This window comes from Bradyrhizobium sp. USDA 3650, from assembly GCF_054057395.1.
Window position 1 is genome coordinate 7,285,994 of record NZ_JBSRZG010000001.1, and the last position, 23,661, is coordinate 7,309,654.

General features: G+C 62.0%; 17 protein-coding genes and 6 pseudogenes. 12 read left to right on the forward strand and 11 right to left on the reverse strand.

The window, feature by feature from the left end; translation table 11 throughout:
* The first annotated feature begins 3 nt into the window (after window positions 1–3).
* The 5 genes from ACVIN2_RS34290 (at window position 4) to ACVIN2_RS34310 (ending at window position 4,803) form a co-directional block, all read left to right on the forward strand.
* A complete protein-coding gene (locus ACVIN2_RS34290) occupies window positions 4–1,851 on the forward strand; it encodes a branched-chain amino acid ABC transporter ATP-binding protein/permease (RefSeq protein ID WP_456768998.1) in 1,848 nt (615 codons plus the stop codon).
* Window positions 1,848–2,546, forward strand: a complete 699-nt coding sequence (locus tag ACVIN2_RS34295) for an ABC transporter ATP-binding protein (RefSeq protein ID WP_007607511.1) — start codon at window positions 1,848–1,850, stop codon at window positions 2,544–2,546. Before ACVIN2_RS34290 ends, ACVIN2_RS34295 begins: the two co-directional genes overlap by 4 nt.
* A 78-nt stretch (window positions 2,547–2,624) precedes the next feature.
* Window positions 2,625–3,830: an ABC transporter substrate-binding protein gene (locus tag ACVIN2_RS34300; protein ID WP_354161678.1), complete on the forward strand. Its 1,206-nt coding sequence runs from the start codon at window positions 2,625–2,627 to the stop codon at window positions 3,828–3,830.
* A 380-nt stretch (window positions 3,831–4,210) separates the two neighbouring features.
* Window positions 4,211–4,447 (forward strand): hypothetical protein, encoded by a 237-nt coding sequence (locus ACVIN2_RS34305; RefSeq protein ID WP_456768999.1) that lies wholly within the window; start codon window positions 4,211–4,213, stop codon window positions 4,445–4,447.
* A gap of 176 nt (window positions 4,448–4,623) precedes the next feature.
* Window positions 4,624–4,803, forward strand: coding sequence for a hypothetical protein (locus ACVIN2_RS34310; protein WP_456769000.1), 180 nt, complete (start codon window positions 4,624–4,626; stop codon window positions 4,801–4,803).
* Between the two features lie 1,947 nt (window positions 4,804–6,750).
* On the opposite strand, the pseudogene ACVIN2_RS34315 reads toward ACVIN2_RS34310, so the two are convergent.
* Window positions 6,751–6,840: pseudogene (locus ACVIN2_RS34315) on the reverse strand (metal-sensing transcriptional repressor); the annotation flags it as partial.
* Between the two features lie 124 nt (window positions 6,841–6,964).
* Window positions 6,965–8,068, reverse strand: coding sequence for a DNA topoisomerase IB (locus ACVIN2_RS34320; protein ID WP_456769001.1), 1,104 nt, complete (start codon window positions 8,066–8,068; stop codon window positions 6,965–6,967).
* Window positions 8,069–8,329: 261 nt separating this feature from the next.
* Here ACVIN2_RS34320 and ACVIN2_RS34325 point away from each other — a divergent pair.
* A pseudogene (locus ACVIN2_RS34325) lies at window positions 8,330–9,153 on the forward strand (ribonuclease HII).
* Window positions 9,154–9,184: 31 nt separating this feature from the next.
* Here the strand turns inward: ACVIN2_RS34325 and ligD are convergent.
* Both ligD and ACVIN2_RS34335 read right to left on the reverse strand, forming a co-directional pair.
* Window positions 9,185–10,132 (reverse strand): non-homologous end-joining DNA ligase, encoded by a 948-nt coding sequence (ligD, locus tag ACVIN2_RS34330; protein WP_456769002.1) that lies wholly within the window; start codon window positions 10,130–10,132, stop codon window positions 9,185–9,187.
* Between the two features lie 11 nt (window positions 10,133–10,143).
* Window positions 10,144–10,389 (reverse strand): hypothetical protein, encoded by a 246-nt coding sequence (locus ACVIN2_RS34335; RefSeq protein WP_456769003.1) that lies wholly within the window; start codon window positions 10,387–10,389, stop codon window positions 10,144–10,146.
* Between the two features lie 125 nt (window positions 10,390–10,514).
* Between ACVIN2_RS34335 and ACVIN2_RS34340 the strand changes: the two genes are divergently transcribed.
* Window positions 10,515–10,712 (forward strand): hypothetical protein, encoded by a 198-nt coding sequence (locus ACVIN2_RS34340; protein WP_456769004.1) that lies wholly within the window; start codon window positions 10,515–10,517, stop codon window positions 10,710–10,712.
* Here the strand turns inward: ACVIN2_RS34340 and ACVIN2_RS34345 are convergent.
* Window positions 10,670–12,352 carry a PHP domain-containing protein gene (locus tag ACVIN2_RS34345; protein WP_456769005.1) on the reverse strand — a complete coding sequence of 561 codons (1,683 nt, stop codon included), beginning with the start codon at window positions 12,350–12,352 and terminating at the stop codon, window positions 10,670–10,672. The two genes, ACVIN2_RS34340 and ACVIN2_RS34345, sit on opposite strands and share 43 nt — an antisense overlap.
* A 763-nt stretch (window positions 12,353–13,115) precedes the next feature.
* On the opposite strand from ACVIN2_RS34345, the gene ACVIN2_RS34350 reads away from it, so the two are divergent.
* Window positions 13,116–13,328 carry a hypothetical protein gene (locus ACVIN2_RS34350; RefSeq protein WP_456769006.1) on the forward strand — a complete coding sequence of 71 codons (213 nt, stop codon included), beginning with the start codon at window positions 13,116–13,118 and terminating at the stop codon, window positions 13,326–13,328.
* Window positions 13,329–13,966: 638 nt separating this feature from the next.
* Window positions 13,967–14,149: a DUF3606 domain-containing protein gene (locus ACVIN2_RS34355; RefSeq protein ID WP_456769007.1), complete on the forward strand. Its 183-nt coding sequence runs from the start codon at window positions 13,967–13,969 to the stop codon at window positions 14,147–14,149.
* Between the two features lie 102 nt (window positions 14,150–14,251).
* Here the strand turns inward: ACVIN2_RS34355 and istB are convergent, their stop codons facing one another.
* The 3 genes and pseudogenes from istB to ACVIN2_RS34370 form a co-directional block, all read right to left on the reverse strand.
* A complete protein-coding gene (gene istB / locus ACVIN2_RS34360; RefSeq protein ID WP_456765735.1) occupies window positions 14,252–15,115 on the reverse strand; it encodes an IS21-like element helper ATPase IstB in 864 nt (287 codons plus the stop codon).
* Window positions 15,081–16,614 (reverse strand): annotated as a pseudogene (gene istA, locus ACVIN2_RS34365) (IS21 family transposase). Before istA ends, istB begins: the two are co-directional and overlap by 35 nt.
* Window positions 16,615–17,685: 1,071 nt before the next feature.
* Window positions 17,686–18,846 carry a helix-turn-helix transcriptional regulator gene (locus tag ACVIN2_RS34370; RefSeq protein WP_456769008.1) on the reverse strand — a complete coding sequence of 387 codons (1,161 nt, stop codon included), beginning with the start codon at window positions 18,844–18,846 and terminating at the stop codon, window positions 17,686–17,688.
* Window positions 18,847–19,409: 563 nt separating this feature from the next.
* On the opposite strand from ACVIN2_RS34370, the pseudogene ACVIN2_RS34375 reads away from it, so the two are divergent.
* From ACVIN2_RS34375 to ACVIN2_RS34385, 3 genes and pseudogenes are all read left to right on the forward strand, one after another.
* Window positions 19,410–19,853: pseudogene (locus ACVIN2_RS34375) on the forward strand (adhesin); the annotation flags it as partial.
* A gap of 12 nt (window positions 19,854–19,865) precedes the next feature.
* Window positions 19,866–20,615, forward strand: coding sequence for a YadA family autotransporter adhesin (locus tag ACVIN2_RS34380; RefSeq protein WP_456769854.1), 750 nt, complete (start codon window positions 19,866–19,868; stop codon window positions 20,613–20,615).
* A gap of 335 nt (window positions 20,616–20,950) precedes the next feature.
* Window positions 20,951–21,451, forward strand: coding sequence for a hypothetical protein (locus ACVIN2_RS34385; protein WP_456769009.1), 501 nt, complete (start codon window positions 20,951–20,953; stop codon window positions 21,449–21,451).
* Window positions 21,452–22,461: 1,010 nt separating this feature from the next.
* Here the strand turns inward: ACVIN2_RS34385 and ACVIN2_RS34390 are convergent.
* The 3 genes and pseudogenes from ACVIN2_RS34390 to ACVIN2_RS34400 all read right to left on the reverse strand — a co-directional run.
* A pseudogene (locus ACVIN2_RS34390) lies at window positions 22,462–23,025 on the reverse strand (cytochrome C oxidase subunit II).
* On the reverse strand, window positions 23,022–23,201 hold the full coding sequence (locus ACVIN2_RS34395; RefSeq protein WP_456769010.1) for a hypothetical protein: 180 nt from the start codon (window positions 23,199–23,201) through the stop codon (window positions 23,022–23,024). The pseudogene ACVIN2_RS34390 and the gene ACVIN2_RS34395 overlap by 4 nt, the downstream one beginning before the upstream one ends.
* Before the next feature lie 12 nt (window positions 23,202–23,213).
* Window positions 23,214–23,644: pseudogene (locus tag ACVIN2_RS34400) on the reverse strand (c-type cytochrome); the annotation flags it as partial.
* Between the last annotated feature and the right edge of the window lie 17 nt (window positions 23,645–23,661).

Here is a 23,661-nt window from a genome sequence, read left to right on the forward strand (position 1 = left end):
CTGATGCTCAAGCAACGCCCCTACCTGATCGAAGCCCTGACTGCGATCGGCTTGATCGCAGCTCCTTTCGTGCTTCCTCGTCTCGGCTTCGCGCCGAACACCGTGAACAGGATCCTGGTCTGGGGCCTTTTCGGGCTCGGCTTCGACATCCTGTTCGGCTTCACCGGCCTGCTCTCGTTCGGCCAGTCCGCCTTCTACGGCACCGGCGGCTTCGTCGCCGCCTACCTGCTGACCCGCGCGGGCTTCGGCAACGTGCTGGGCGCGCTGATCATCGGCATGATCGCGGCCGCCGCGACCGGCTACCTGATCGGCCTGATCGCATTGCGCCGCACCGGCATCTATTTCGCGATGATCACCGTGGCGATCGCGGAGGTGTTCTTCTTCGTCGAGTTCAATCCACTTTCCGATTTCACCGGCGGCGAGAATGGACTGCCGGGGGTACCGACGCCGAGCTTCGATCTCGGCTTCACCTCCATCCACTTCACCAATGGCTGGTCGCTCTATCAGTTCATCGCGCTGTGCTACTTCGTCGGCGTCGTCATCGCCCTCAGGATCGTGCGCTCGCCGGTCGGCGCGATTCTGAGTGCGATCCGCGACAATCCGCTGCGCGCCACGGCCGTCGGCCACAACATCCACGGCTACAAGCTGACGGCTTTCGTGATCGCGGCGGCTTACGCCGGTCTCGCCGGCGGCCTGCTCGGCGTGCTCCAGGCCTTCATGCCGCCCGACGCCTTCACCTTCGACACCTCGGGCCAGCTCGTGATGCAGACGGCCATCGGCGGCAGGGGCACGTTGTTCGGGCCGCTGGTCGGCGCGACCGTCTGGCTGTTCCTGCAGGATTTCCTCCAATCCGCGCTGGGCCTCGGCGCGGCCTGGAAGCTGGTGCTGGGTGTCGTATTCGTGCTGCTGGTCTGCTTCCTGCGCGGCGGCATCATCGGCGGTCTTGCCGATCTATATCGCCTTGTCTCGGACGGGCGGAAGCGGGGGGAAGCGGAAGTGGGGCAAGAGGCCGCTGACAGCGAGGCCGCGCAGCAACTCCCGCCCGCGCCGATGCAGGCGAAGAGGGTCGCGCATCCCGTCTATTCCGGGCCGATCCTCAAAGCCAGCGGCCTCACCAAGCGCTATGGCGGCCTGGTCGCCAACAGCGACATCGATTTCAGCGTCAATCAGGGCGAGCTGCGCGGGATCATCGGCCCCAACGGCGCCGGCAAATCGACCTTCTTCAAGATGCTGACCTGCGAGATCGCGCCGAGCTCTGGTCAGATCGTGTTCGAGGGGCGCGACATCACCGGATTGAAGGTCACCGAGGTCTGCCAGCTCGGCCTCACCAAGAGCTATCAGGTCAACCAGCTCTTCACCGGATTGACGGTGCGTCAGAACCTGACGATCGCCGCGCTGGCCGAGCTGCGCGGGAAATTTCGGCTCGACCTGTTCCGTAAGCTCTCCAGCGTCAAGGGCCTGACCGAGCAAGTGGAGCACACGCTTGCCCTCGTCAATTTGAGCCGCCGGGCCGATACGCCGGTATCCGAGCTCGCCTATGGCGAGAAGCGGAGACTGGAAATCGGGCTCGCGCTCGCCACCTCGCCACGCCTGCTGCTGCTCGACGAGCCGCTTGCGGGCATGAGCCCACGCGAGCGGGTCGAGACCGTCAAGCTGCTCAAATCGATCGCGCGCGGGCGCACCATGATCATCATCGACCACGACATGGATTCGCTGTTCGAGCTGGTCGAGCGCGTGACGGTGCTACAGGAAGGCAAGGTTCTGCTCGACGGCACGCCGGAGGAAATCAAGTCCAACGCCGCCGTGCAGGAAGCCTATCTCGGCGGAGTTCACGGAGAGATCGCCGCATGAGCCTGATCGAGGTCAACGGCCTGAACAGCTACTACGGGGACTCCCACATCCTGTTCGACGTCGCCATGCATGTCGAGCGTCACGAGGTGGTGGCACTGCTCGGCCGAAACGGCGCCGGCAAGAGCACCACGCTGAAGAGCCTGATGGGTGTCGTGACTCCGCGTAGCGGCAGCGTGAAGTTCGACGGCATCGATATCGCCGGCCGAAAAAGCCACAGAATCGCGCAGGCGGGCATGCAGCTCGTGCACGAGGAGCGCCGCATTTTCGGCAGCCTGTCGGTGGAAGAGAATATCCTGCTCGCCGGGATCACGGCGCCCAAACGCTGGCCTCTCGACCGCATCTACGAGATGTTTCCGCGACTGAAGGAGCGGCGTAGCAACCGCGGCACCGAGCTGTCGGGCGGCGAACAGCAGATGCTCGCTATCGCGCGGGCGCTGGTGCGCGATCCCAAGATCGTGCTGCTGGACGAGCCGTTCGAGGGGCTCGCGCCCGTCATCGTCCACGATCTCGTCAAGGCCTGCCGCGAGCTCGCCGCCGCCGGCCAGACCATCGTGCTGGTCGAGCAGAATTTGGCGGCGACGCTGGCCCTGGCGAGCCGGATCTACATCATCAACAACGGACACATCGTGCACGACGGGCCAGCTCGGGAGCTCAAGGCACAACCGGAGCTGCTCCAGCGCTATCTCGGCGTCTAGTTGATTTGACCCAGCGCGACGTGACGACGCGAAGTCCTGACGACCTCGCGCTGAAATCGAAAAGGAGGAACACGTCAAATGAAATACATTGCGGTAAGAACGGTTCAACTGCTGCTCACAGCGTCAATGGCGGTGACGACTGCACACGCGGCCGAAAACAAGGTCGTGATCGGCGATATCGACGACATGTCCGGCCTCTATGCCGACGTTATCGGCCCCGGCGGTGTCGAGGCGGCCAAGATGGCAATTGAGGATTTTGGCGGCAGCGTTCTGGGTAACAAGATCGAGTTCATGGTCTCCGATCACCAGAACAAGCCCGATGTTGGAGCGCAAAAATTCCGGGAATGGGCTGACCGGGACGGCATTACGATGATTCTCGGCGGATCGAACACGGGAGTTAGCCTGGCGATGAACAATGTCGCCAAGGAGAAGAAAATTCCGTTCATCGCTATCGGCGCAGCCGGCGCATCACTGACCGGCAAGGACTGCACGCCGTATACGGTCCACTACGTCTACGACACGACTGCGCTCGGCAACGGTACCGCCAAGACCATGGTGAAGCAGGGCGGTAAAACCTGGTTCTTCCTCACGGCCGACTACGCCTTCGGCACCCAGTTGCAGGAGTCGGCGTCGAAGGTGGTCGAGGCCAATGGCGGCAAGGTCACTGGCGCCGTGCGCGTCCCGCTCTCCACGTCGGACTTCTCGAGCTATCTGCTCCAGGCGCAAAACGCGGGTGCGCAGGTGCTTGGACTCGCCAATGCCGGCAACGACTTCACTAACTCGATCAAGGCTGCCGACGAGTTCGGCATCGCCAGGACAATGAAGCCGGCCGCATTGCTCGCCTTCATCAGCGACATTCACAGCCTCGGCCTCAAGACCGCACAGGGCCTGTACCTCACCACCGGCTGGTATTGGGATCTCAACGAGAAGACCCGCGCCTTCGCCAAACGCTATTATGAGAAGACGAAGCGCGAGCCCACCATGAATCAGGCGGGCTACTATTCGGCGACCATGAGCTACCTCAACGCGGTCAAGGCTGCCGGCTCCACAAATTCAGAGAAGGTCATGGCGGAGCTCAAGAAGATGAAGATCGACGACATGTTCACCAGCAATGGCAAGATCCGTGCCGATGGCTTGATGGAGCATGAGATGTACATCATGCAGGTCAAGAAACCCGATGAGTCCAAACAACCTTGGGACTACTACAAGCTGGTTCACACTATGTCGGGCGAAGAAGCATTCGGGAAATTATCCGACTCGGCGTGTCCGCTGGTTACACACTGATAGTCGTGTTCCGACAGCGTCGTCGCATAAGAGGAGCGCACCAGCAAGTGCGCTTCTATTTGTAGTGCGGAATGGGCGCGCGTGCGTGGCGGCACATCCGTGTCGCTTGCTCTCACTGCCGGACAGCCCGACCAAAACGCCGGACTTGGCTCCAACCTATGCTGTCGTGCTGTTCAGCACGATTTGCTGCGAGGTTATAGGTTGTCATACGCGCGCAAACTGACGTCGCGACGGCGAATGCAGCGCCGTTAAGCAGATCGAAATTCGGTACAAATACGTACCGACGGATCGATCATTTTGCATTCGAACGTGTTTTGCATACGTGGGGACGAATTGAGAAGCCGCGAGCTTCAGAAGTTTAGCCCGGTAGGAGATTGCAGATGCAGAAAGCGATTATCGCGGCGGCATTGCTGATCGCCGCGTTAGCCACGAGTGCCGGAACTTCGAACGCCGTCGAATTCGGTGTCGGTCCAAACGGCCTGCGTGTCGGGCCAAATCATCATCGCCGTCACCTCTACGATTCCTATAACCGAGATCGCGATTGCCGAATTGTTGTCCGTCACCGAATGAATCGATATGGCGAGCGTGTTACGGTCCGCAAGCGGATTTGCGAATAGTTTCCGACCCTTTGGGATATAGCCGCTTTATCGAGCTGGGTACGGTTGCGCGCCATCCCCGGCTTCCATCGGTACTGCTGGACAAGCACACATGTCACCCTTTTAAGGGAAAGCGGGTCGGCCCCAGTCGCCGGCTGGGGTTGGCTATTGCTCTCTTTAAATGAAGGAAGGCGAACATGAAGATCCTAGTCGGAGCTGCCTTGCTCGGGGCTGCGGGCGTCCTCATCTTCATCGGGATACCCAATCCTAGGGACGGGCGGCGCAAGATGTTGCGCCTCGAAGTTGTGCTGGCCTCAATTCTGTCGTTCATTGGACTTGGCGCCGCACTTCTATTTTCAGGGCTGCTGACCGGTTAGTACACAACCGAAGATGAGGGGCCTCCCGGGCATCAGCTCTTATTACAAGCCTATGCCTGCAGCCCGAGGCTTGCCGGCATCTACACGCGAAGTTTCTCGGCTCTACGGCCGGGTAGTTTCTAATGCTGCGCAAAAAGTTGCCGGTTCGGCCCCTCGAAAACCTACGTTTTCACGGGAGTCTCCACGAACGATCACTTCAGGCGCAACCGAATACAGTGATTGCAGCTCGCCAGGCAGTCTGGAGATTGCTTTTCGACTGTCGGGAAAATCCTGACTATCAACACACCCATTCGGGCGGAAAGGTTTGGTCGTGAATGTGGCTCTGTGTCAAAACCTCGACTGGCCGCGGGCATCTGCATTACTCTACTTGCCTATGCCGCAACCATGGCTTGGCACATTCGTAGTGTCCGTCGGTGATCAGACTAGGGAAGCACACAGTCTCCGCGAGCCTAGTGCAACACTGCCGGTGGATGTGCGGCAGCACGAAGCGCCTGGTGCGCTGCACGATGGGAATCGTGCGAGGAGTGGGAGCATGCTTCAGCGTGTGCCAAAGACGGGCGCTTGAACGCCGCACAAAATTACATCAGCATGGAGAGGCCGCTCTTCAGGGCGGCCTTTCCAGGAGGTTAGGAGGAAAGGCAAATGCATCTAACGGCTTGTATCGATCGTGACGCGGAAAGGTCGCGCAAGAGGGCGCTGTGGTTGCATCAACTAGCCGAAGGGACGGCTCACCCGCAGTTCGCTGAAAAGCTCAAGGATCTCACTGAAGAATATGACGGACTTGCCGAAAAATTAGAGCAAGAGGACCAGTAGGGCCGTCTCGCGACCGACTTCTGGGAATACTGGCTACCGAGTCGATGCGGCGGCCGCGAATACCTCTACTTCGCGTCTTTCATCCATCACGCCGCGCAGGTGATGACGTTCCTGCTGCACTAGGTCAGGACCTGACGGATCAGGTCGGGTCTTGAGCAGGACGTGGCGGTGGACATCGCCCAGCATCTTACCATTCGTGCTATTGACGAAGTGGAGCCACGTGCAGCCCCGAACCGCCGACGCAATGAATCAGTTGAGACGGGTCAACCCGAACCGCGGAGCCCAGTCTAGGATTGATCCGCAGCGGCCGCTACGGCGCCGGTGTGTGGCGAGGTGAGCCTTGGACACCTAGACAGTTCGGCTCCCGCGTCTCGCTCGCTCACTCGGCACTGCTAGAGAACCCAACAGCGAGTTCTAACATTCGAAAACCGGCATGGCGGCACTGCCATGGCGCCCAAGCTTACAAGCGTCACCGTTCCTGACGTTTCAAAAAAGATAAGAACAAAAACCGCCTCACGAGGTTAGAGAGCAAACTCGCGAGGTGAGATCATGCGTCGATCAGACATGGCCGCAATCCTTTTTGTAGTCTCCAGTTTCATTCCCGTTGCGGCCTTCGCTCAGCAAACAGGGCCAGATGCTAATCAAGCCTCTCCCCAAGCTCGGCCGGAGGTAACCCCGCAACAGCCGGACCAAGTCCAATTGCAAAAGGCTCCAGTCCAGCCGGAGCGATCACCGCAGCAATCAGATCAAGCGCGCGACCGAGATCGTCAGAGCGCCGAGGGCACGCGCATTAATCGCGATTGGACTACCCGGCAGGATCGTGGAGACGACCGCATGGATATGGATCGCATGCGTCAGATGCATCGGCAGATGGGCCGTATGATGGACCAAGATGAGGATCATCGAACCACGGGACGAAACTGGCGTCGCGACGATGATGATATGGATCGCGGTTCTGGATACCGGTCGCCGGGCCGCGGCGAAGGCCGGTATGAAGGCGGGTTTAGTAGGGAAATGCGGTCTTACGCTCGGGTTAAGACCTGCATCGAGTATGAAAACGGCGACGAGTTCTGCCGGTATCGAGATTAGCCGGTAAGCATTACCGTGCCCGACATGGCACGGCGACTGGCGGGTGACGTGATTGCGGATGTGATCCTCGAGCAGTTCGGACGTCAGCCCGGTGACGGCGCCCCGGACCGAAGCTACCAGCATCAGCACGTCGGAATCGTGATTGTGGTTGCAGGGAGTGGTCCTAAGATCAGGGCAAGGAAAGCGCCTCGCCGGCCGTCGGCGAGGGGCGCCCGCAGGGTCCAGGAGGACGCAGGGTCTGGAGACCGCGTACGCAAGGCTAGACGAGCACCCTCAGAGCATCGAGACGCCTGCGCAGAAATGCCAGCACCATGATCTCGTCGGAAGTGAGCTTGGCGTGCTGGCGCTTGAACTTTTGCGCGATCTTGGCTTCAATCATCTTCACGAGGTCACCTGACATGTAGGCGTTCAGGACTTCCGGGTGCACGTAGCACTTTCGGCAGATGGCCGGTGTGTTGCCGAGCTGCTTCGAGACGCTTTCGATCGCGGCGACGACGTTGCGCTTCGCCTCGGCCTGGCTGTCGTGCTTCTTGAATTCGGCCAGCGCCAACGCCGCCAGAACCGTTCCCGCCCAAGTCCGAAAATCCTTGGCACTGAAGTCCTCGCCCGTGATGTCCTTGATGTAGGCGTTGACGTCGCCGGAATCGACCGTGCGGGGCTGTCCGTCGTCGTCGAGGTACTTGAAGAGCTCATGTCCGGGGATCTCCGCGCAACGCTTCACGATCGCGGCTATCCGCTTGTCCTCGACGCGAAGCTTCCATTGTTTGCCGGACTTGCCCGTGAAGTCGAACCGAAGGACGCCGCGCCCGACCGCGATGTGCTTGCGGCGCATGGTCGTGAGCCCGTAGGACTTGTTTTTCTCGGCATACTCGGCATTGCCGACCCGGATCAAAGTCTTCTCCAGAAGACTAACGATCGTGGCCAGCACCTTGTCGCGGGGCAGTCCGTCCCGCTTCATGTCGGCGGCGACCCGCTCCCGCAGCGCGGGCAGCGTGGCAGCGAACAGGATGATATGCTCATACTTGTTCTGGTCTCGGAGTTCGCGCCACTTCGGATGGTAGCGATACTGCTTGCGACCCCGCGCATCGAGCCCGGTTGCTTGGATGTGCCCGTTCGAGGACGGGCAGATCCACACGGACTCGTAGGCCGGCGGGATGCCGATTGATTTGATGCGTCGGATGACGGCGGCATCGGTGATGCGCTCGCCGTCCTTGTTGTAGTAGCTGAAAGTGGTTCCTGTCCGCTTGCGCGTGTACCCCGGCGCGGAGTCGCTGACGTACCGGAGGCCTTCGTCCGCGATGGTGGCCGCGACCTGGGCGGTGCGGTCCAGAGCCTGTTCTTCGTTGCCGGTCTCTCGGAGCATGGGCCTGTCCCTTGGGATGCCCCCTGGGATCGAGGCTCCACTCTTTCTCAAGGGATGAAGACACCTGTTGGTTCCGCTCTGAGGTCGTCGGCGCGAGGTCTGGATCAGTGGCTCTCCGAAATAGCGGGACCTCAGATGGCGAGCCGGTCCGGTTCCTTTCGACAAACCGCTGCGCAGTTGATGACGGCATGGTCTAGCTTCAGACAATCGCCACAAATTTCACCAACACGCTCCCCACATTCAGTCTTCACGAAGGCCGCTATGACCCAGTATTCACTCGATGTATTGCGTCGGCGCTATGTCGTCGAGAAAAGACCGCTCGAGGCCGACGTCGAGCAGATCTTGCGGGCCGACGCCCGCGCGGGAGCCCGTGCCATCCTGGCCTCAATCGATAAACGGCGCTTCGAAAACAGGTCCGAGGGGCAGCGCCTGCGAAAGATGCTGCGCTTCGAGAGCTCTCTCTGGGAAAGCGGCCATCATGCCGGGCAGGCGTGGACGAGGCGGGAATGAGCCCTCTCGCCGGGCCAGTCTCCGCTGGCGCCGTGATCCTGAAGCCCGGCACACGGATAATTGGAATTGACGACTCGAAAAAACTCGACGCCGCGGCTCGCGAAGAACTCGCGAAGGAAATCAAGGAAAAGGCAGAGAGTTGGTGTGTAGCATTCGTCGAGGTCGAGGAGATCGACGAAATCAACATCTATTGGGCAGGCATCCAGGCGATGCAACGTGCGGTCCGGGGCCTAGGGTTGACGCCGCAGCACTTGCTGATCGATGCGAAGCGTTTGAAGGAAATCGACATCCCTCAGCAGTCGATCATTAAAGGGGACGCCAAGTCCGCCAGCATTGCCGCCGCCTCCATCCTCGCCAAAGTCGAGCGCGATACGGTCATGCGGACACTCGACGTGCGTCACCCCGGCTACGGTTTCGCGGATCACAAGGGCTACCCGGTGCCGGCTCATTATGAGGCGCTCGCCAGGCTTGGTGCATGCGCAGCTCACCGGAGGTCGTTTGGACCTGTACGCAAGGCCCTCGGATTGCCGCCCCTGCCGCCGTGGCCTTCGGCATCCGAGCGCGCCGCGAGCTGAACTCCAGATCGAGCGCTTCGTCTCGGCTGCATTATTTTCGCGACCACTTCTTTTCGCGAACAACGTCCTTGGCGTTTTTGTCGGACCTCAGGCCGAGATAGACCGGCTGGCGCAGCTCGCCCTTGCTGGTCCACTCCGCGAATTTCACTTCCGCGACCAAGGAAGGACGCACCCAGGTCGTAACCCGCTCATTTTTCACCTTGCCAGGGAAGGGCGACTTGGCTGTCTTCAGCCTCACGAGCTTGCGGTGAAGCTCTTCGAGAACTTGGTGGCTGAAGCCGGTGCCGACGTGGCCAATGTACCGCCATGCATCGGCGTCGCGTACCGCCAGCACGAGGGCGCCAAAGAAGGGCCGGGTTCGCCTCGGCGCGGTGAAGCCGGCGATCACTACCTCCTGACGCTGCGCGGTCTTCACCTTCAGCCAATCGGCGGTCCGGCGTCCGGACGCGTACGGGCTGTCGGCGCGCTTGGCCATGATGCCTTCGAGATGTCTCAGCTCGGCTTGTGCAAAGAACTTTGTGCCGCTGCCTTTGCGGTGGTTGCTGAACGCGATCAGCTTGTGGCGCGGCAGGAGGGCCTTGAGCCGCTTCTTGCGCTCGAGAAGCGGCAGCGCGCGCAGGTCCTCGCCCGCTGCGAACATGAGGTCGAACGCGCAGTACAAAAGCTTGGCCTCGTGACGCAGGGCGTTTTGAAGCAACTGGAAATGGGATACGCCGTCCTTCCCGATCGCAACGAGCTCGCCATCGATCACGGCGTCCGCCTTCACTCCCTCAAGTGCTTTCGCGACCTCGACATAGGAGTGGCTGATGATCTTCCCGTTGCGGCTGTAGAGCGCGACCCGACCACGCCGGATTTCCGCGACCATGCGGAAACCATCGAATTTGTCCTCGAAAACCCAATCGGGATCGTCGAACGGCGCATCCGTGAGCGTGGCCAACATGGGCTGCAGGCGATAAGGCAGGGTCGATTTGCGGGCCATGTAGGCTCTTTCTACACGGCCGGCAGAGGCCGAAACGAGGAGGACGGAGGGCGAGCCCGCGCACCAGCCGCGACCATCCCGCCGGCCCGTACCACGCCCAGCACCCCAGATTTGAACGGAGGGCCCGTTTCCGCCGACGAGAGCACCTGTTGCTTAAGGCCGGGCTGGAAGCGGTCGATCAGAACGCAAGGCGTCCGGAGGCCGGTCATCTCCACGATCGCCGTTGGTCCAAGCTCGATGAGCGTCCGGAGAGGCATCCTCTCAAGGTCCAGACCGGCAGTGGTGATATTCTCGCCCAGGTCCCCCGCTGCGACCGTGAAGCCGGCATCCGAAAGGGATGCCGGAGATTGGGTAGGCGCGGCTGCCGGCGGGCGAGATACCGGTGCTTGACGAACGCGCCGGCGTGGGCGTCGCCTTCGACGCCATGGCCTTCCACCAGCATGATCCGGTCCTGCGGCGGTTTGCTGAAGTGGTGATCGCGATCGGCGGCAACTGCGACCGCGGTGCCCTCCAGCGAGAAGCCGTGCCCTTGCTGCATCAGGCCGCCCGGGCGAACGAGCGCCGCTTCTGGCGGAGGTAGCGCGTGATCTCCGGAAGAGCCATCGCGTTCAGGACCCGGTCGGCGGGGACACCGCCCTTCCGAGCCATCTCGACGCCCCAGTGCATGTGGTCGAGCTCGGGGATCGAGTGCGCGTCCGGATTGATGCTCATCAAGCAGCCGAACTCAAGGGCGGCCTGGTGCCAGCGCCAATCCAGGTCGAGGCGCCATGGATGGGCGTTGATCTCCACCACGACGTCATGCTTGGCACAGGCGCGCAGCACCTTGTCGACATCGATTTCGTAGCCTGGCCGCCTCTGGAGCTGGCGCCCGGTCATGTGGCCGATGATGGTGGTGTGGGGATCGGAGATGGCGCGCAGCAGCCGCTGCGTCTGCGCCTTGCGGTCGAGTTTGAAGCGGCCGTGGATGCTGGCGACCACGAAGTCGAAGCGCTGCAGCACGTCCTCCGCATAGTCCAGCGAGCCGTCGGCCAGAATGTCGGACTCGATGCCTTTGAGGATTCGGAAATCCTTGCCGAAGCGCTTGTTCAACCGGTCGGCGTCCCGGTGCTGCTGCGCGATCTCGTCCTCCGAGAGACCGCCCGCATAGTGCGCGGACTTGGAGTGATCGGCGACCCCGAAATACTCGAAACCACGCTGGCGCGTCGCCTTGGCCATCGTCTCCAGGGTCTCGGTGCCGTCGGAGGCATCGGTGTGGCAGTGAAGGATACCGCGCAGATCCTCGTCGGTGATTAGCTGGGGCAACTTGCCCTTCAGGGCCAGCTCGATTTCGCCGCGGCCCTCCCGGAGCTCCGGATCGATGAACGGCAGGTCGAGGGCGCTATAGATCTGGGTTTCGTCGCCGGCGATCAGGGTGCGACCCTTGTGCAAGCCGTCCGTGTCCAGCCGCATTCCTTTCTCCGCCGCCAACGCCTGGAGCCTCTTGATGTGAGCGGCTGAACCGGTGCCGAAAAGAAGGGCGGCGCCGAAGTGCTTGCGGTCGGACAGGCGGATCTGCAGTCCTTCCGCCGCCGAAGCATTCGCTGCCTTCTCGATCTTGGCAGCCTCCGCGACGATCGTGAGGTCGCCGACGAGTTCGCAGCCGCGGCGGAAGTCGCCTGCGATCGTCACGCGTTTAAGCTCCGGCCGAACCATCCGCAGCGCATCCTTGGCGTGCGCGAGCAGGGCGGCGGCACGGTGCAGATGGAGGCGACCTTCTCCGCTTTTCGCGATGGCCAGGTTCTGCAGGATCTTGGTCTGCAGCGCCGCGCCGAGGCCTTTGGCCTTCTTGATGCGGTCGTCCTTGGCGGCGGCCTCCAACTCGGCGAGCGAAGTGATGCCGAGATCCCTGTAGAGCCGCAGCACCTTCTCGGGGCGGAGGCCGGGAACGGCGAGCATCTCGAGCACGCCCTCCGGGATCTCCTTCCGCAGCTTCTCAAGGCTCGGATGAGAGCCCGTCTTGTGAAGCTTGGCGATGATGTCGGCGATCGCATCGCCGACGCCGGGAATCTCGGTGAGCCGGTCTTCGGCGATGAGCACGTCGAGAGGGACTGCGAGGGCTGCCAGGCTGTCGGCGGCCCGAGCATAGGCTTTCGCCCTATAAGGATTGCCGCCACGCAATGCGGTCCGCTGCGCGTATTCTCGCAGGAGACTTGCTACGGTGCGAACCTCGACGGAAGCCACTCAACGAGCCTCCTGTTCCGCGCCCGGCCTCACCGGAGCAAAGGGTCGGTCGTCGCGCCGGCGATCGAGAGATGCCTCAAGTCTCTGCGCTGCCGGGAAGTCCTCAAGGTGCTGTACGTCCGGGCTGTAAGCGGCCTCCTTCTTGACGAGATTGTACATTCGGCCCGCCACCCGTTGCAGATGCTTCATCCTGCCCCGCGGCATCGATCGGGGCTTGCAAAGAGCCCGGACGGCGTAGGCGCGGAAGTAATCAAAAGCGTCCGACATGATGACGGTAAACGCGGACAATTGCGTATGGTTCGGTCGGCATCGGTCAGGAAGGCGTGCTGGGTGCGTCTCTTTAGGAACCTTGGGGGTCCACGCCGAGAGGCGGAGAAAGGACCCTAGTCGGAACACCCCACGCTCTCGAGGTTACAGACTGAGTGAGGTAGGTAGCCCGCCGTCGGCAAAAACCCCGGCGGTGGGCTTTTTTGTGAGTTGCGTAGCGTGGCGAGGCGTACCCAGACAGCGGCCGCGAAGCCGGAAGCCGCTCAGATGCCGGGGTTCATCAGCCTCCAATTGGCCACCCTAAAGGTGAAGGCGCCTTCGGGAGCGCAGTGGATTCACGAAATCAACTACGATGGCTACCGCATCTAGCTTCGCATCGACGGGGATGACCGGCGAGCACACACGCGCAACCGCTACAATTGGATCAGCAAGTTCTCAAGGATTGCCGCCGCCTTCGATATCGAAGGACAGGCCCGTCGACAGCGAGGTTTTGGTCATGAATGAGGGACGTACGAATTCCTCCGAGTTGCAGGCGGACCTAGGCAGGGGCGACCAGGACCGCCTGATCTACTTCGCGTTCGAGTTGCAAACCATAAATCAGCTGCTTGACGTGCTCGACGACGAAGCCGTCGTGCAGGCGGTCGAGGAATCGAAAATGAAAAGCCCACCGCAGAACAACTTGGCGAACTCAGAAGGCTCAGCGCGATAGCGCGGGTGCCCGATGAATCCGAGATCGTGCCCTCGAAGAACGGGGCCGAGATCCGGATCCGCGACCTGAAGGACAAGGCAAGGATGGAATGATGCCTGACCAACCGATGAATGGCGTTGAGCCCGAAGCGCGCCGAAGATGACATCCAGCGCGACGAGCTCGGTCCCCGCGGTCTCCCCGGAAAGGAAAGTCCGGCGAAGATGACGCCTCAGTGAGAGAAGAAGACGCCGAAGGACGTCGACCCTGAACATGCTGCATGAACTCGATGGATACGTTCAATCCCGATACGCCCTGTCGCGTCCACGACCAGGTCAATGACCAGATCTTCGAATAGAATTCTCAATGGGCATCGACGTTTCGCGAGTACGTGGCGACAAGGGGCCGTTGGGGTCGTGGCTTGGGACGGCCTGTTGCTCGACGGATGGGCTCCCATCGTGCATGAGCACCCAAGCGCCCACTGACGACTAGTCAGTCTAGACCGTGCCATCCATCTCGCCTCTCGAAGATGAACCCGAGTTGCCGCACCATCGCGATCTGATCGCCGCCTGTTTCGGCTAGGGCCCGCAAAGAGTCTTTGAAGGAACCCCTCGAATCCTTGCAGCGTTGCACCACCATCAGATTCGCAGAAGGAGGAGCAGATGGCCGCGAAGAAGAAGAGCGCACGTGGACGCAAACAGGACCGCGCACGCGTGGCTAAAGGGCAGGACTACGAAGTGCAATACGAAGCCAAGAAGACTGGCCGCTCGGCGTCGGCGGTGAAGAAGGCCGTGAAGAAGGTCGGCAATAGCCGCAAGCGCGTCGAGAAGCGCCTCGCGCGCTGAGAGGAACGGTTAAACAGGCTCGTCAGACACGGTTTGAAAAACGTGTGAATGCCGTAAGCGTCTGCAGGCGCCCTCGACGTCGCGCAAGTAGATCTTCGCCTGTCAATCGGCGTTCAAATTTGACCCCGTATCGGCGTCCAATTTTGACCCCTTTGAGCGACGAGTCTTGACGGTAGCGCTCGCCTCGTCGGAGCTGGCCGGGGTTGCGGAGACGAGGCGAGCGCGGGTTGTGTGATCGTCGTCGCGGCTTTTGAAGCGCCAACTGTCGTTGCCACTCTCGACGATGTCGCAATGGTGGGTCAGGCGGTCGAGCAGCGCGGTAGTCATTTTGGCGTCGCCGAACACGCTGGGCCATTCACCGAAGGCAAGGTTGGTGGTGACGACAATCGAGGTGCGCTCGTAGAGCCGGCTGACGAGATGGAACAGCAGCTGGCCGCCGGACTGGGCGAACGGCAGGTAGCCAAGTTCGTCGAGGACGATGAAGTCGAGCCGGGTCAGATGCTCGGCGATGCGGCCCTGCCGTCCGTTGCGGGTCTCGATCTCCAGGCGGTTGACGAGGTCGACCACGTTGTAGAAGCGACCGCGGGCACCAGATCGGATGCAGCTTCTGGCGATGGCGATGGCCATATGTGTTTTGCCGGTGCCGGTACCGCCGACCAGAACGGCGTTACGTTGCTGGGCGATAAAGCCGCCGCCGGCGAGATCATTGACCAGGCTCTGGTTGATGGGGGTGCCTTCGAACTGGAAGTCCTCAAGGTCCTTGGCAAGCGGCAGCTTGGCGATGGTGAGCTGGTACTTGATCGAGCGGGCCTGCTTCTCGTTGATCTCGGCATTGAGCAGGTCGCCGACAATGCGTTGGGGTTCGTGCTGGCGCTTGATGGCGGTCGCCATGATCTCGTCGAAGGCGGCCTTCATGCCGTAGAGCTTGAGCTCACCCATGAGGTCGAACAGTTGAGTACGCTCCATCAGATGGTTCTCCTGAGGTTGTCGTAGCGGGCACAGTCGGCGATCGGGGCATGGCGCAATGTCAGCGCAGCCGGGGTGAGGATGTTGGCCGGCGGGGCAGGATCACGCTGGCGGGCCAGGATGTTGAGCACGACATCGGCGGAATGAACGCCGTGAGCGGTCGCCTCGGCGCAGGCTGCTTCGACGGCCGGCAAGCCGTCGGTCAGAACCGCGTTGAGGATGTCGACCATCTGCCGGTTGCCGTCGTCGGCACCGGCGAGCTTGCGCCGCACACGTTCGATCGCAGCCGGCAGCACCCAGTCCTTGAAGGGAGCGCCGTTGCGCAAGGCACCGGGTTTGCGAGCCAGCACCGGCACGTAATGCCAGGGATCGTAGACGGTATCACCGCGGCCGAACGAGCGAGCATGCTCGGCAACGATGCGTCCGTCCTGGCGGATCACAATGCGATCGGCGTAGGCGTGAACCTCGACAGGCCGCCCAACGGCACTGGCCGTGACCGAGTATTTGTTGTTATCGAAGCGCACCAGGCAGGTCTTCGAGACCGATGCCAGCACCGCGTGGAATCCGTCGAACCGGCCGGCATAGGGAACGAGCATTGGTCGCTCGGCTTCGAACACCTGCCAGACCGTTTGCTCGGTCAGTTCCGGATGCCGGTGCGCTTTGGTGTAGGCGATGCACTTGTCCAGCAGCCAGGCGTTCAACTCGTCGAGGTTCTTGAACCGCAGCCGTGGCGTGAAGAAGCGTTCCCGGACAAGCCCAACCTGGTTCTCGACCTGGCCTTTCTCCCAGCCCGACGCTGGCGTGCAGGCCACCGGATCGACCAGGTAGTGACTGCACATCTGCATGAAGCGGCGATTGTAGAGACGCCCTTTGCCGACGAAGATCGTCTCCACGGCGGTCTTCATGTTGTCGTAGATGCCGCGCACGCAGGTGCCTTTGAACAGGGCGAACGCCCGATCGTGGGCGTCGAACACCATCTCCTGCGTCTCGCGCGGATAGCACCGCACGAACAGCATCCGGCTGTGGCAGAGCCGGACGTGGGCGGCCTTTACCATCACCGTCACGCCATTGAGCAAAACGACCTCATGGCTCCAGTCGAACTGATAGGCTTCTCCCGGCGCAAAGCTCAGCGGGACGTAGGCCGCAGCCGTCGATTGTCCGCGTTCCTTGCCCCATCGCCTGGCGTAACGTCGCACGGCGTCGTAACCGCCGTCATAGCCGCGGCCGCGGAGCTCCTCGAAGATCCGGATCAACGTCAGCTGCTCGCGAGCCGACTTGCCTGCGTTCCCTGCCAACAATCCGTCGAGTTCTGCAGCCCACCGTCCCAGCTTCGGTCGCGGCTGGATGACACGCTCGTACTCGAACGAGGTCTCTCCCGACCTCAGCACTTTACGGACCGTGTTCCGCGACACCTTCAGGTCACGGGCGATCTCCTTGATCGTCTTGCCCTTGATGAAGTGCTCGCGCCTTATCCGGGCAATCGTCTCCACGATCAGCATCCCCAACCACCTGCTTCATGACGAAGCAGGCAGCGCAACAGACCAACCTGTAGGGGGTCAATTTTGGACGCCGATCCCCCGGCTTAGGGGGGCAATATTGCAGGCCGAATGACAGGCTGATCACCATCGCGTCAATTACGAGAAGTGATCGGCTCCGAATGACAACCAGCGCGCCCGCCCGTCTCATGGGTTCACCTAAGGTGCCGCAAACGAGAGACCTGAGTACACCGAGGACGGTAGTCGCGAGCTGGCAGCTCCTACAGGAACATGCGCGCGAATTGTGGCTCTATGGCTGCCTTGCTGAGCCTTTCTCGTGCTATGTCAGCTAGCCGACCGCCTAAGTCCCGACAGACCTCCGAACGAGCCTGCCATACATGCATTCGGCCCCAGGGGGGCCGGCATGAGCTCTGGCGCCTTGTTAAGAAGCCCTACCGCTAACCCCGGCGGCAAACCTTCACTATCACCCGAGCGGACCTGCGCGGTGCGTGCCGCGCTTCTCGGCCGCCGAGGGTTTCAGGTCTGCTGTGAGAGGCAAACCGGACGCCGATCAGGCTTGGTGTCTACCGCCGCTTTTGACCCCATAGCGGACCTGGGGCCAGCGCGTTAGATTTAGACCGAAGAGGGCGTCGATGATGCCCTGCGGCCCGGCCCACTCCTTGTAGAAGCGCGTCTTGAGGAATTCGTCCCTCGGGATGAGGTCGTCCGAGCAGTACACCACCCCCGCATCGACGAAAGTGGCGACCGGAAACGCGGATTCAGCGGCATGTATAAGTCGAAATACAGCAGCGTGTAGTGCGGGTCCTCATTGAACAGATTAAGCACAGAGCTTTCACTTGCGGCGTCGTGCCAGAACAGGGCGAGGAAATCCCTCCGACGAACCTGCAGGAATTTTCCAGCGCGCGTCCACAATGTCGGATCAAGCGCGGCGTCGTAGACGTCGCTGATCAGCCTTGAAAGTGCGAACTTCGGACGTCGTGTGGAATGCTCAAGGGTGTTGATCCCCAAGCTCGGATCAGGTGCCGGATCACAGATATCTTCGATCAGGTTCGACAGGGGCGGGGGATTCGGGCGTCACGACAATCTGGTATCCACTGCTGAGGCCTGCCGCGGCTCGAAGCCGGCGACCAATTTCACCAGTTCGCTTTGGCGGCTGGTGCCGGTCTTGCGAAAGACGTTATGGAGATGCGTCTTCACCGTCGCTTGCGACAGTCCCAGCAGATCAGCCAGCCCCCGCACGCCGCTGACCCTCATGACACCGTCGAGGACGCGGACCTCACTCGTCGTGAGCTTGTAGAACCTTGTCAGCGCTTCCAGCGGCAGCGGACTCGCGGGTGACGTCTTGCGAACGAATACGGCGGCGACGGCGGAATGGAGCGAGCCGACCTTCTTCTGGCGATCACCCGATGTCAGCGGCAGGACATGCGCGAACCAGCGTCCGCGCGGAGACGTCGAAAGCGGAATCGACATGCCTCTCCGGCCGGCCGGCGTGTCAGCATTTTCTGCGGCCAGGAATATGTCCCGCAGCATGCGCTGCGCCGCGGGTTCGACCGCCGCAAGCGCGTTTCGGCTCTCGCGCAGCAGCGTACCCTCGTCGAGCATGACTCGACCAGGTGCGTTGGCGAAGACGATATGGCCGTTCGGGCCAACCAGAAATATCCCAGCCTCGATGTTTTCGAGCGTTTCCGTAAGCACCGCCTGGGTTGCCCTCGTCTGATCAAACAGTCGGCCGATCGAGGCCGCACGCTGAAAATGAGGAACGATTAATGCGGCGCGGCGTCGCATCTCCTGATCGACGTTCCCTTGCTCCTCGTTTCTTCGGATCGTCAGCACCGTGGAACTCGCCGCACCTTTTTCAAGATTCGAGGCGACACAGCCAACGATCCCCTGAGGCCTCAGCCACTCCTTGTAAAACCGGGTCTCGGTGAGTTCGGCCTGCGGGATCATTTCGCTGGGCGTGTAGACGACGCCGCGCTCCACGAATGTCGCAGCCGGAAACACCGGATTCATCGACCAGTATTTCTCGACATAGAGCCGGGTGTAGTACGGGTCATCGTTGAAGGGATGCAGTGCGGCCGAATTTTCGCCGGCAACGTCATGCCAATGGAGCAACGCCGAAGAGGCGCCCAGGAACGCGCAGGAACGGCCGAGCGCCACCCTCCATAGTGCGGGCTCCAGTGCGGCGTCATAAATATCGCCGATCAGTTCTGAAAGCTCCGATGCTTCGAAGGTCATGGCCGGCTCGTACCGTATCGAACATGCATTGGGCATTCTGTATCACGCGAATGCATTGCGAATTTCGCAACGACCCATGCGGGAATAAAATCGATTACGCTCATGTGCTGCCTCCGCGGCAGCACGAATGCAATGCCTCGCGCATGGCGATATTTCGACGCTGACGATGTGACATGCGAGAACCAGCGTCGGGACCATGTTCCAAGCCAGAGACAGATCGACTTCTCGCAGGGGATGTAATTCGGCAACAGCGAACGGGAAAACGGCGGCACGGGTGAAAGACCCTCCGACTTCAACCGAACGGTTGATGTGCGATCGGCGCTCTTGCTCCAGCTTCGCGCAACGTCGGACGAACGAGATGAGCAAGACGTTATTCGTCCGGCATGCCAACCGACGGGTCACTGCCGGCCAATGACCTTCTAAAGCTGTGAGCACAAATGCCTAGCCTCGTCACTCAAGCGACATTCAATCTGGTCAGACCTTGCGCACGCGCCGCCACGTCTCCGCGGTCAAGGCGATCATCCATCGTCATCGCGGTTGCGACTCTCTCCGCTGCTGTCTCGATGTCCATCCTGGCGCTCGCTCCGGCGCCGGTCGCTGCGCAGGCGGTCTGCGGCCAGGCCGGGACGGGAAGCCCCCTCGGTTCCGCGACAGGCGTGGCAAGCTTAGCCTGTGGAGGCACCGCAAATGGCCTCGGCAGCACGGCGGTGAGCGTGTTCAGCACTGCAAGTGGCGCGTCAAGCACGGCGGCCGGCTTCTCCAGCTCCGCGAGCGGAGACTATAGCAGCGCGTATGGGTCCCTCTCGGAGGCCACCGGCCTTGCCAGCACAGCTATTGGCGGGGGCGCGGCCCTTGCTGGGGGTCCTGGACCTCAGGCGTCCGGCGCTTATAGCGTAGCGATTGGAGGTGGCGGGAGCGGAACTGCTGGTGTTGGCGCCCACGCCAGCGGCGCTCAGTCCATCGCGATCGGTCTCAGCAGTTCAGCGGCGGGCGCGTCATCGACGGCCATCGGCAGCAGCGTGAACGCCAGCGGCACGAATTCCTTCGCGGCCGGCAACAACTCCAGCGCGACGGGGGCAAGCGGCGTCGCAATCGGCGACGGCGCGACCGCCGGCACTGGCGCGAATGCCATCGCCATCGGAACCGGCGCCGTCGCCACCGGTTCCACCGCGATCGGCGCGGGTTCAGCGGCGGGGCTCGGCAACACCGCGATCGGCGATGGCGCCACCGCGAGCGCGGCCGCCGGCAGCTCCGCCTTCGGCAACGGCGCGGTCGCGTCTTCGACAAACAGTACCGCCCTGGGCACGGGCGCCGTTGCATCGGGAACCAACTCGGTCGCACTTGGCGCCGGATCGGTCGCCACCGCCGCCAACACGGTTTCGGTCGGCTCGGCGGGAGCCGAGCGTCGTATCACCAATGTTGCCGCGGGAATCAACCCGACCGATGCCGTGAACGTCAGCCAGCTCTCCGGCATCACCACCGGCTTCCAGAGCCAGATCACCAACTTACAGAGTCAGGTCACGGACAATCTGCGCGAGGCGCGCGCGGGCATCGCCCTGGCGCTGGCGGCAGGCGCGCTGCAATTCGATCAGCGGCCCGGAAAAGTCTCGGTCGCGGGGTCGTACGGCTACTTCAAGGGTTCGTCAGGCCTTGCCGTCGGCGTCGGATACGCCGTCACGGACCGTTGGCGGTTCAATGCAACGTTCTCCGGCTCGCCCGATCAAAACGCCTACGGCGGTGTCGTATCCAGTTCGTTGACGTTGAACTAGCCGCGAGATCAAGGTTGGGAATAGTGCATCTTCATACTGCACGCCGGTGGCGGGGAGCCGTCGGAGTCCTGGTGTGCGTCGTCCATTGCGGCACACTGGCGCGGGTTGAGGCCAGGCCGATCGGGCGCACTCTGCTCGTGCAAGCGCCAACTCAGCCGGAACGGCCGCCAGGCCCGAACGGCCCATGGCCGCTCGCGGAAGCGGTACCGAAGCCGCAGTCAAAGGCGCCGCCGAAAGCGGCGTCGCACCCCGCGCCAGCGGCACCGCGTCCCGCAGCATCAATCCCGGTCAATCCCGATGTCGGGAGTCTCAGTCTGCCAGACAAGCCGGAGCCTGTGCTTCACGCCAGGAAGGCCGGTCTCGGTCCATGCGTCGGCGCCGTCGAGCGCGGATCGAGGTCTGCAATCGAGGCGCCACACCGCGCCTTTTCGAACTGGAATGCCGGCGCGCCCAACCTGCATGTCTTCGAATCCATCGCCATCCAAGCATATCCGAGCGCGGTTGCGCCGCGCGCGACATCGGTGATTTTGGCGAGCCCTTCCGCCAATGGTTGCGATGCGACCGCCGTTCAGGTGTTTCCGTCGGCGCGTACCTGCAGCGACGTGGAGAAGGACATCCTGAAATCGTCCGCTTTGATCGGCAAACTTTCAGGACTTCCCTTGTACCGGAGCGGCGCCAATGAACACCGGGTTCTGATGCCCACGGCAGGCAACGGATGCGTGATCATCGGCATCAGCATCCAGTATGTGGCGGGGGTGACCACAGAGCCGACGACGGCCCAACCGTTGCCTGCGCCGATACCTTCACCGCCGTCTTCAACGGGCGCGGTGAAATGACTCTACGTGGCGCCGACGTCCCGCCTAGTTCAAGTGCGATCTCCTGGCCCGCTAGTCTGCGACCACGGCTTCCGAGCCGACGGCGACGCCTGCGTCAAGATCACTTTCCACGCGGGCCTCCGCGTCAATGACGACAATGAGTGCGAGAAGGTGCACGACGAAAAGCTTGCTCCGCCGTTAGAATCTAAACGAGACGTCGAACGTAAAAAGGTCGAGTCTACGCCGCCAAAACCGCAATCGTCAGGTCAGATATTCTGCAGCAGCGTTGTGATCCCCAAACTGACGTCAGGCGGCGCGGCATGTCAGCATCCCTTTAGCTGGGTTCCTGTATAATGCTGTCAACGTCGGCCGGCTCCCCTCCCTGGTGCTGTCAATGCGAAGGCCTATAGCAGCCCCGCTGAGCCGTCTCCTCAGCTAGCTGGCCCGACACCACGGAGCAATCGGTAAAGTGTCTGCACGAAGCTGCCATAGCGGCGCAATGTGCCTCAACTCAACGCCGTCTTCCCATTTGGGGTACCGGGTCATGGAGTTTGACAAGCGCCCGCCAGTTAGTCCCGTCCCATTGCTGATATGCGACAAGCCGGTGAGTTGGACCAAGGCTGTCGCAAGTCCCTCGCCCAGCAATCTGCTTGCAATGGGAGGCGACGGTCTTGCGACAACACGCCTCAGAGATTTGGGCCGGTGCTAGTGAACAACGAGGCTGATCCACGTCTCCGATTTTCGAGGCAGTCAATTCGGGCTCTTCGCCTAATGTATCTCGCCAGCATTTAACGTAGTGAACGTGTCCACAAACCTCTAACGGTGGCGTACCGGTATCTTTCCCGAACCCTCCGCACCACCGCCCGCAATTGGCGGACTTTATCCCTCTCCCTGGGTTGACTGGGTAGTACCATTCCGGGTTGCTGGTCCAGGTGTACAGCGGGCTGCGCACGAACATCTGCCAGGCCCCGAGGAAGAGTGCGAGCCCGAACACGGCCAACGCTAGCCAGAAATGCGCGAGGACGAGCCTTCTATTCACCAACACAGCTCAGCCTCCCGCCGCTCTTCGCCTTGGCGGCGAATTCCTCTTTGCCGATCACCTTGACCTTGCCCTACGTGCCTTCGTGCCGAAGCTGCAGAATTCCCTGGGACGGCATCAGATAGTCGCCGGGTTTCTCGAAGCGCATCAATTGCTCGGAGACGTAGCCTGGCACCAGCATGGTGTTGACGTTGGTGCCCTGGACGATGATCCCATGGACCACGTCGGCGCTGGTTGCGCGCAACGTGATCGGCGTTTGGGCCGGCACCAGGATGCAGCCCGGCGTAAAGGAATACTGCTGGCCGATGGCACGGACCGTCAGCGCGCCGTTCGGCTCCAGCACGCTGCCGAGATTGGATTCGACGAACTCGCCTGAGAGGCGCAGCCGCGTCGGATCGATGGTCTCGACGCGCGGCTGCGGCACCGTGACCTGGTGGATGCCGGCGAAGGCCGCCAGTACAGCAAGCACCACGATGATGATCACCGAGATGGTCGCCCAGCGGCGCTCCGTGCGCGCGGCGACCTCGGCGCCGCGAGGGGCATCATGGATGGTCATTGCAGGGCCCCGCGAGGGAGAAAGACGAAGAGGTAAAACGCGAACCACATCCCGACGACCAGTGCCGTAGCTATCCCGGCCACCGTCAGTGCCCCGCCTGGTCCGGCCGCCACGATGCGATTGACCCGCTCATCAGCGGTAGTCTCGGTCTGCTCGGGGAGCTCCGTGTTGATCATCTGGGCCTCAGTTCAGGGCGCGGAGCGTAGTTCGTTGGCGTCGCGCACGCTGACCGGGCGCCGCGATTGCCCCATGCGGTGCGGATGTAGGAGACCACGCCGGCGACCTCGTTGTCCGAGAGAAGCCCGGCAAAATGGCGGCATGCCGTAGGGGCGAGGATTGCCTTCCGTGCCCGGCGGATATTTCAGCACCATCCGGATCGCGTTGACGGCGGACTCCATCTTGATCGACTGGTTGTTAGCGAGCGGTGCCAGTGTGGCGGCTTGCCCTCGCCTTGAGCGCCGTGACAGCTCGCGCAGCGCGCGTCGTAGACCGTCTTGCCGAGGCTGATCAGGAGACTGCTCTCGGTGGTCGGCAAAGTCGCAAACGCTGTCGGCGGCCGCGACGCTGGTTCGGCGATGCTCTTCAAGTACACCGCCATCGCGTTGGTATCTTCGTCGGTCGTGGGAGCTTCGGTTC

What these genes read in the sequence shown, in the direction of transcription:
- ACVIN2_RS34290 (WP_456768998.1), top strand. Translation starts at nt 4, where the DNA reads ATGCTCAAGCAACGCCCCTACCTGATCGAAGCCCTGACTGCGATCGGC.
- ACVIN2_RS34295 (WP_007607511.1), top strand. Translation starts at nt 1,848, where the DNA reads ATGAGCCTGATCGAGGTCAACGGCCTGAACAGCTACTACGGGGACTCC.
- ACVIN2_RS34300 (WP_354161678.1), top strand. Translation starts at nt 2,625, where the DNA reads ATGAAATACATTGCGGTAAGAACGGTTCAACTGCTGCTCACAGCGTCA.
- ACVIN2_RS34305 (WP_456768999.1), top strand. Translation starts at nt 4,211, where the DNA reads ATGCAGAAAGCGATTATCGCGGCGGCATTGCTGATCGCCGCGTTAGCC.
- ACVIN2_RS34310 (WP_456769000.1), top strand. Translation starts at nt 4,624, where the DNA reads ATGAAGATCCTAGTCGGAGCTGCCTTGCTCGGGGCTGCGGGCGTCCTC.
- ACVIN2_RS34320 (WP_456769001.1), bottom strand. Translation starts at nt 8,068, where the DNA reads ATGCTCCGAGAGACCGGCAACGAAGAACAGGCTCTGGACCGCACCGCC.
- ligD (WP_456769002.1), bottom strand. Translation starts at nt 10,132, where the DNA reads ATGGCCCGCAAATCGACCCTGCCTTATCGCCTGCAGCCCATGTTGGCC.
- ACVIN2_RS34335 (WP_456769003.1), bottom strand. Translation starts at nt 10,389, where the DNA reads ATGCCTCTCCGGACGCTCATCGAGCTTGGACCAACGGCGATCGTGGAG.
- ACVIN2_RS34350 (WP_456769006.1), top strand. Translation starts at nt 13,116, where the DNA reads ATGAATGAGGGACGTACGAATTCCTCCGAGTTGCAGGCGGACCTAGGC.
- ACVIN2_RS34355 (WP_456769007.1), top strand. Translation starts at nt 13,967, where the DNA reads ATGGCCGCGAAGAAGAAGAGCGCACGTGGACGCAAACAGGACCGCGCA.
- istB (WP_456765735.1), bottom strand. Translation starts at nt 15,115, where the DNA reads ATGGAGCGTACTCAACTGTTCGACCTCATGGGTGAGCTCAAGCTCTAC.
- ACVIN2_RS34370 (WP_456769008.1), bottom strand. Translation starts at nt 18,846, where the DNA reads ATGACCTTCGAAGCATCGGAGCTTTCAGAACTGATCGGCGATATTTAT.
- ACVIN2_RS34395 (WP_456769010.1), bottom strand. Translation starts at nt 23,201, where the DNA reads ATGATCAACACGGAGCTCCCCGAGCAGACCGAGACTACCGCTGATGAG.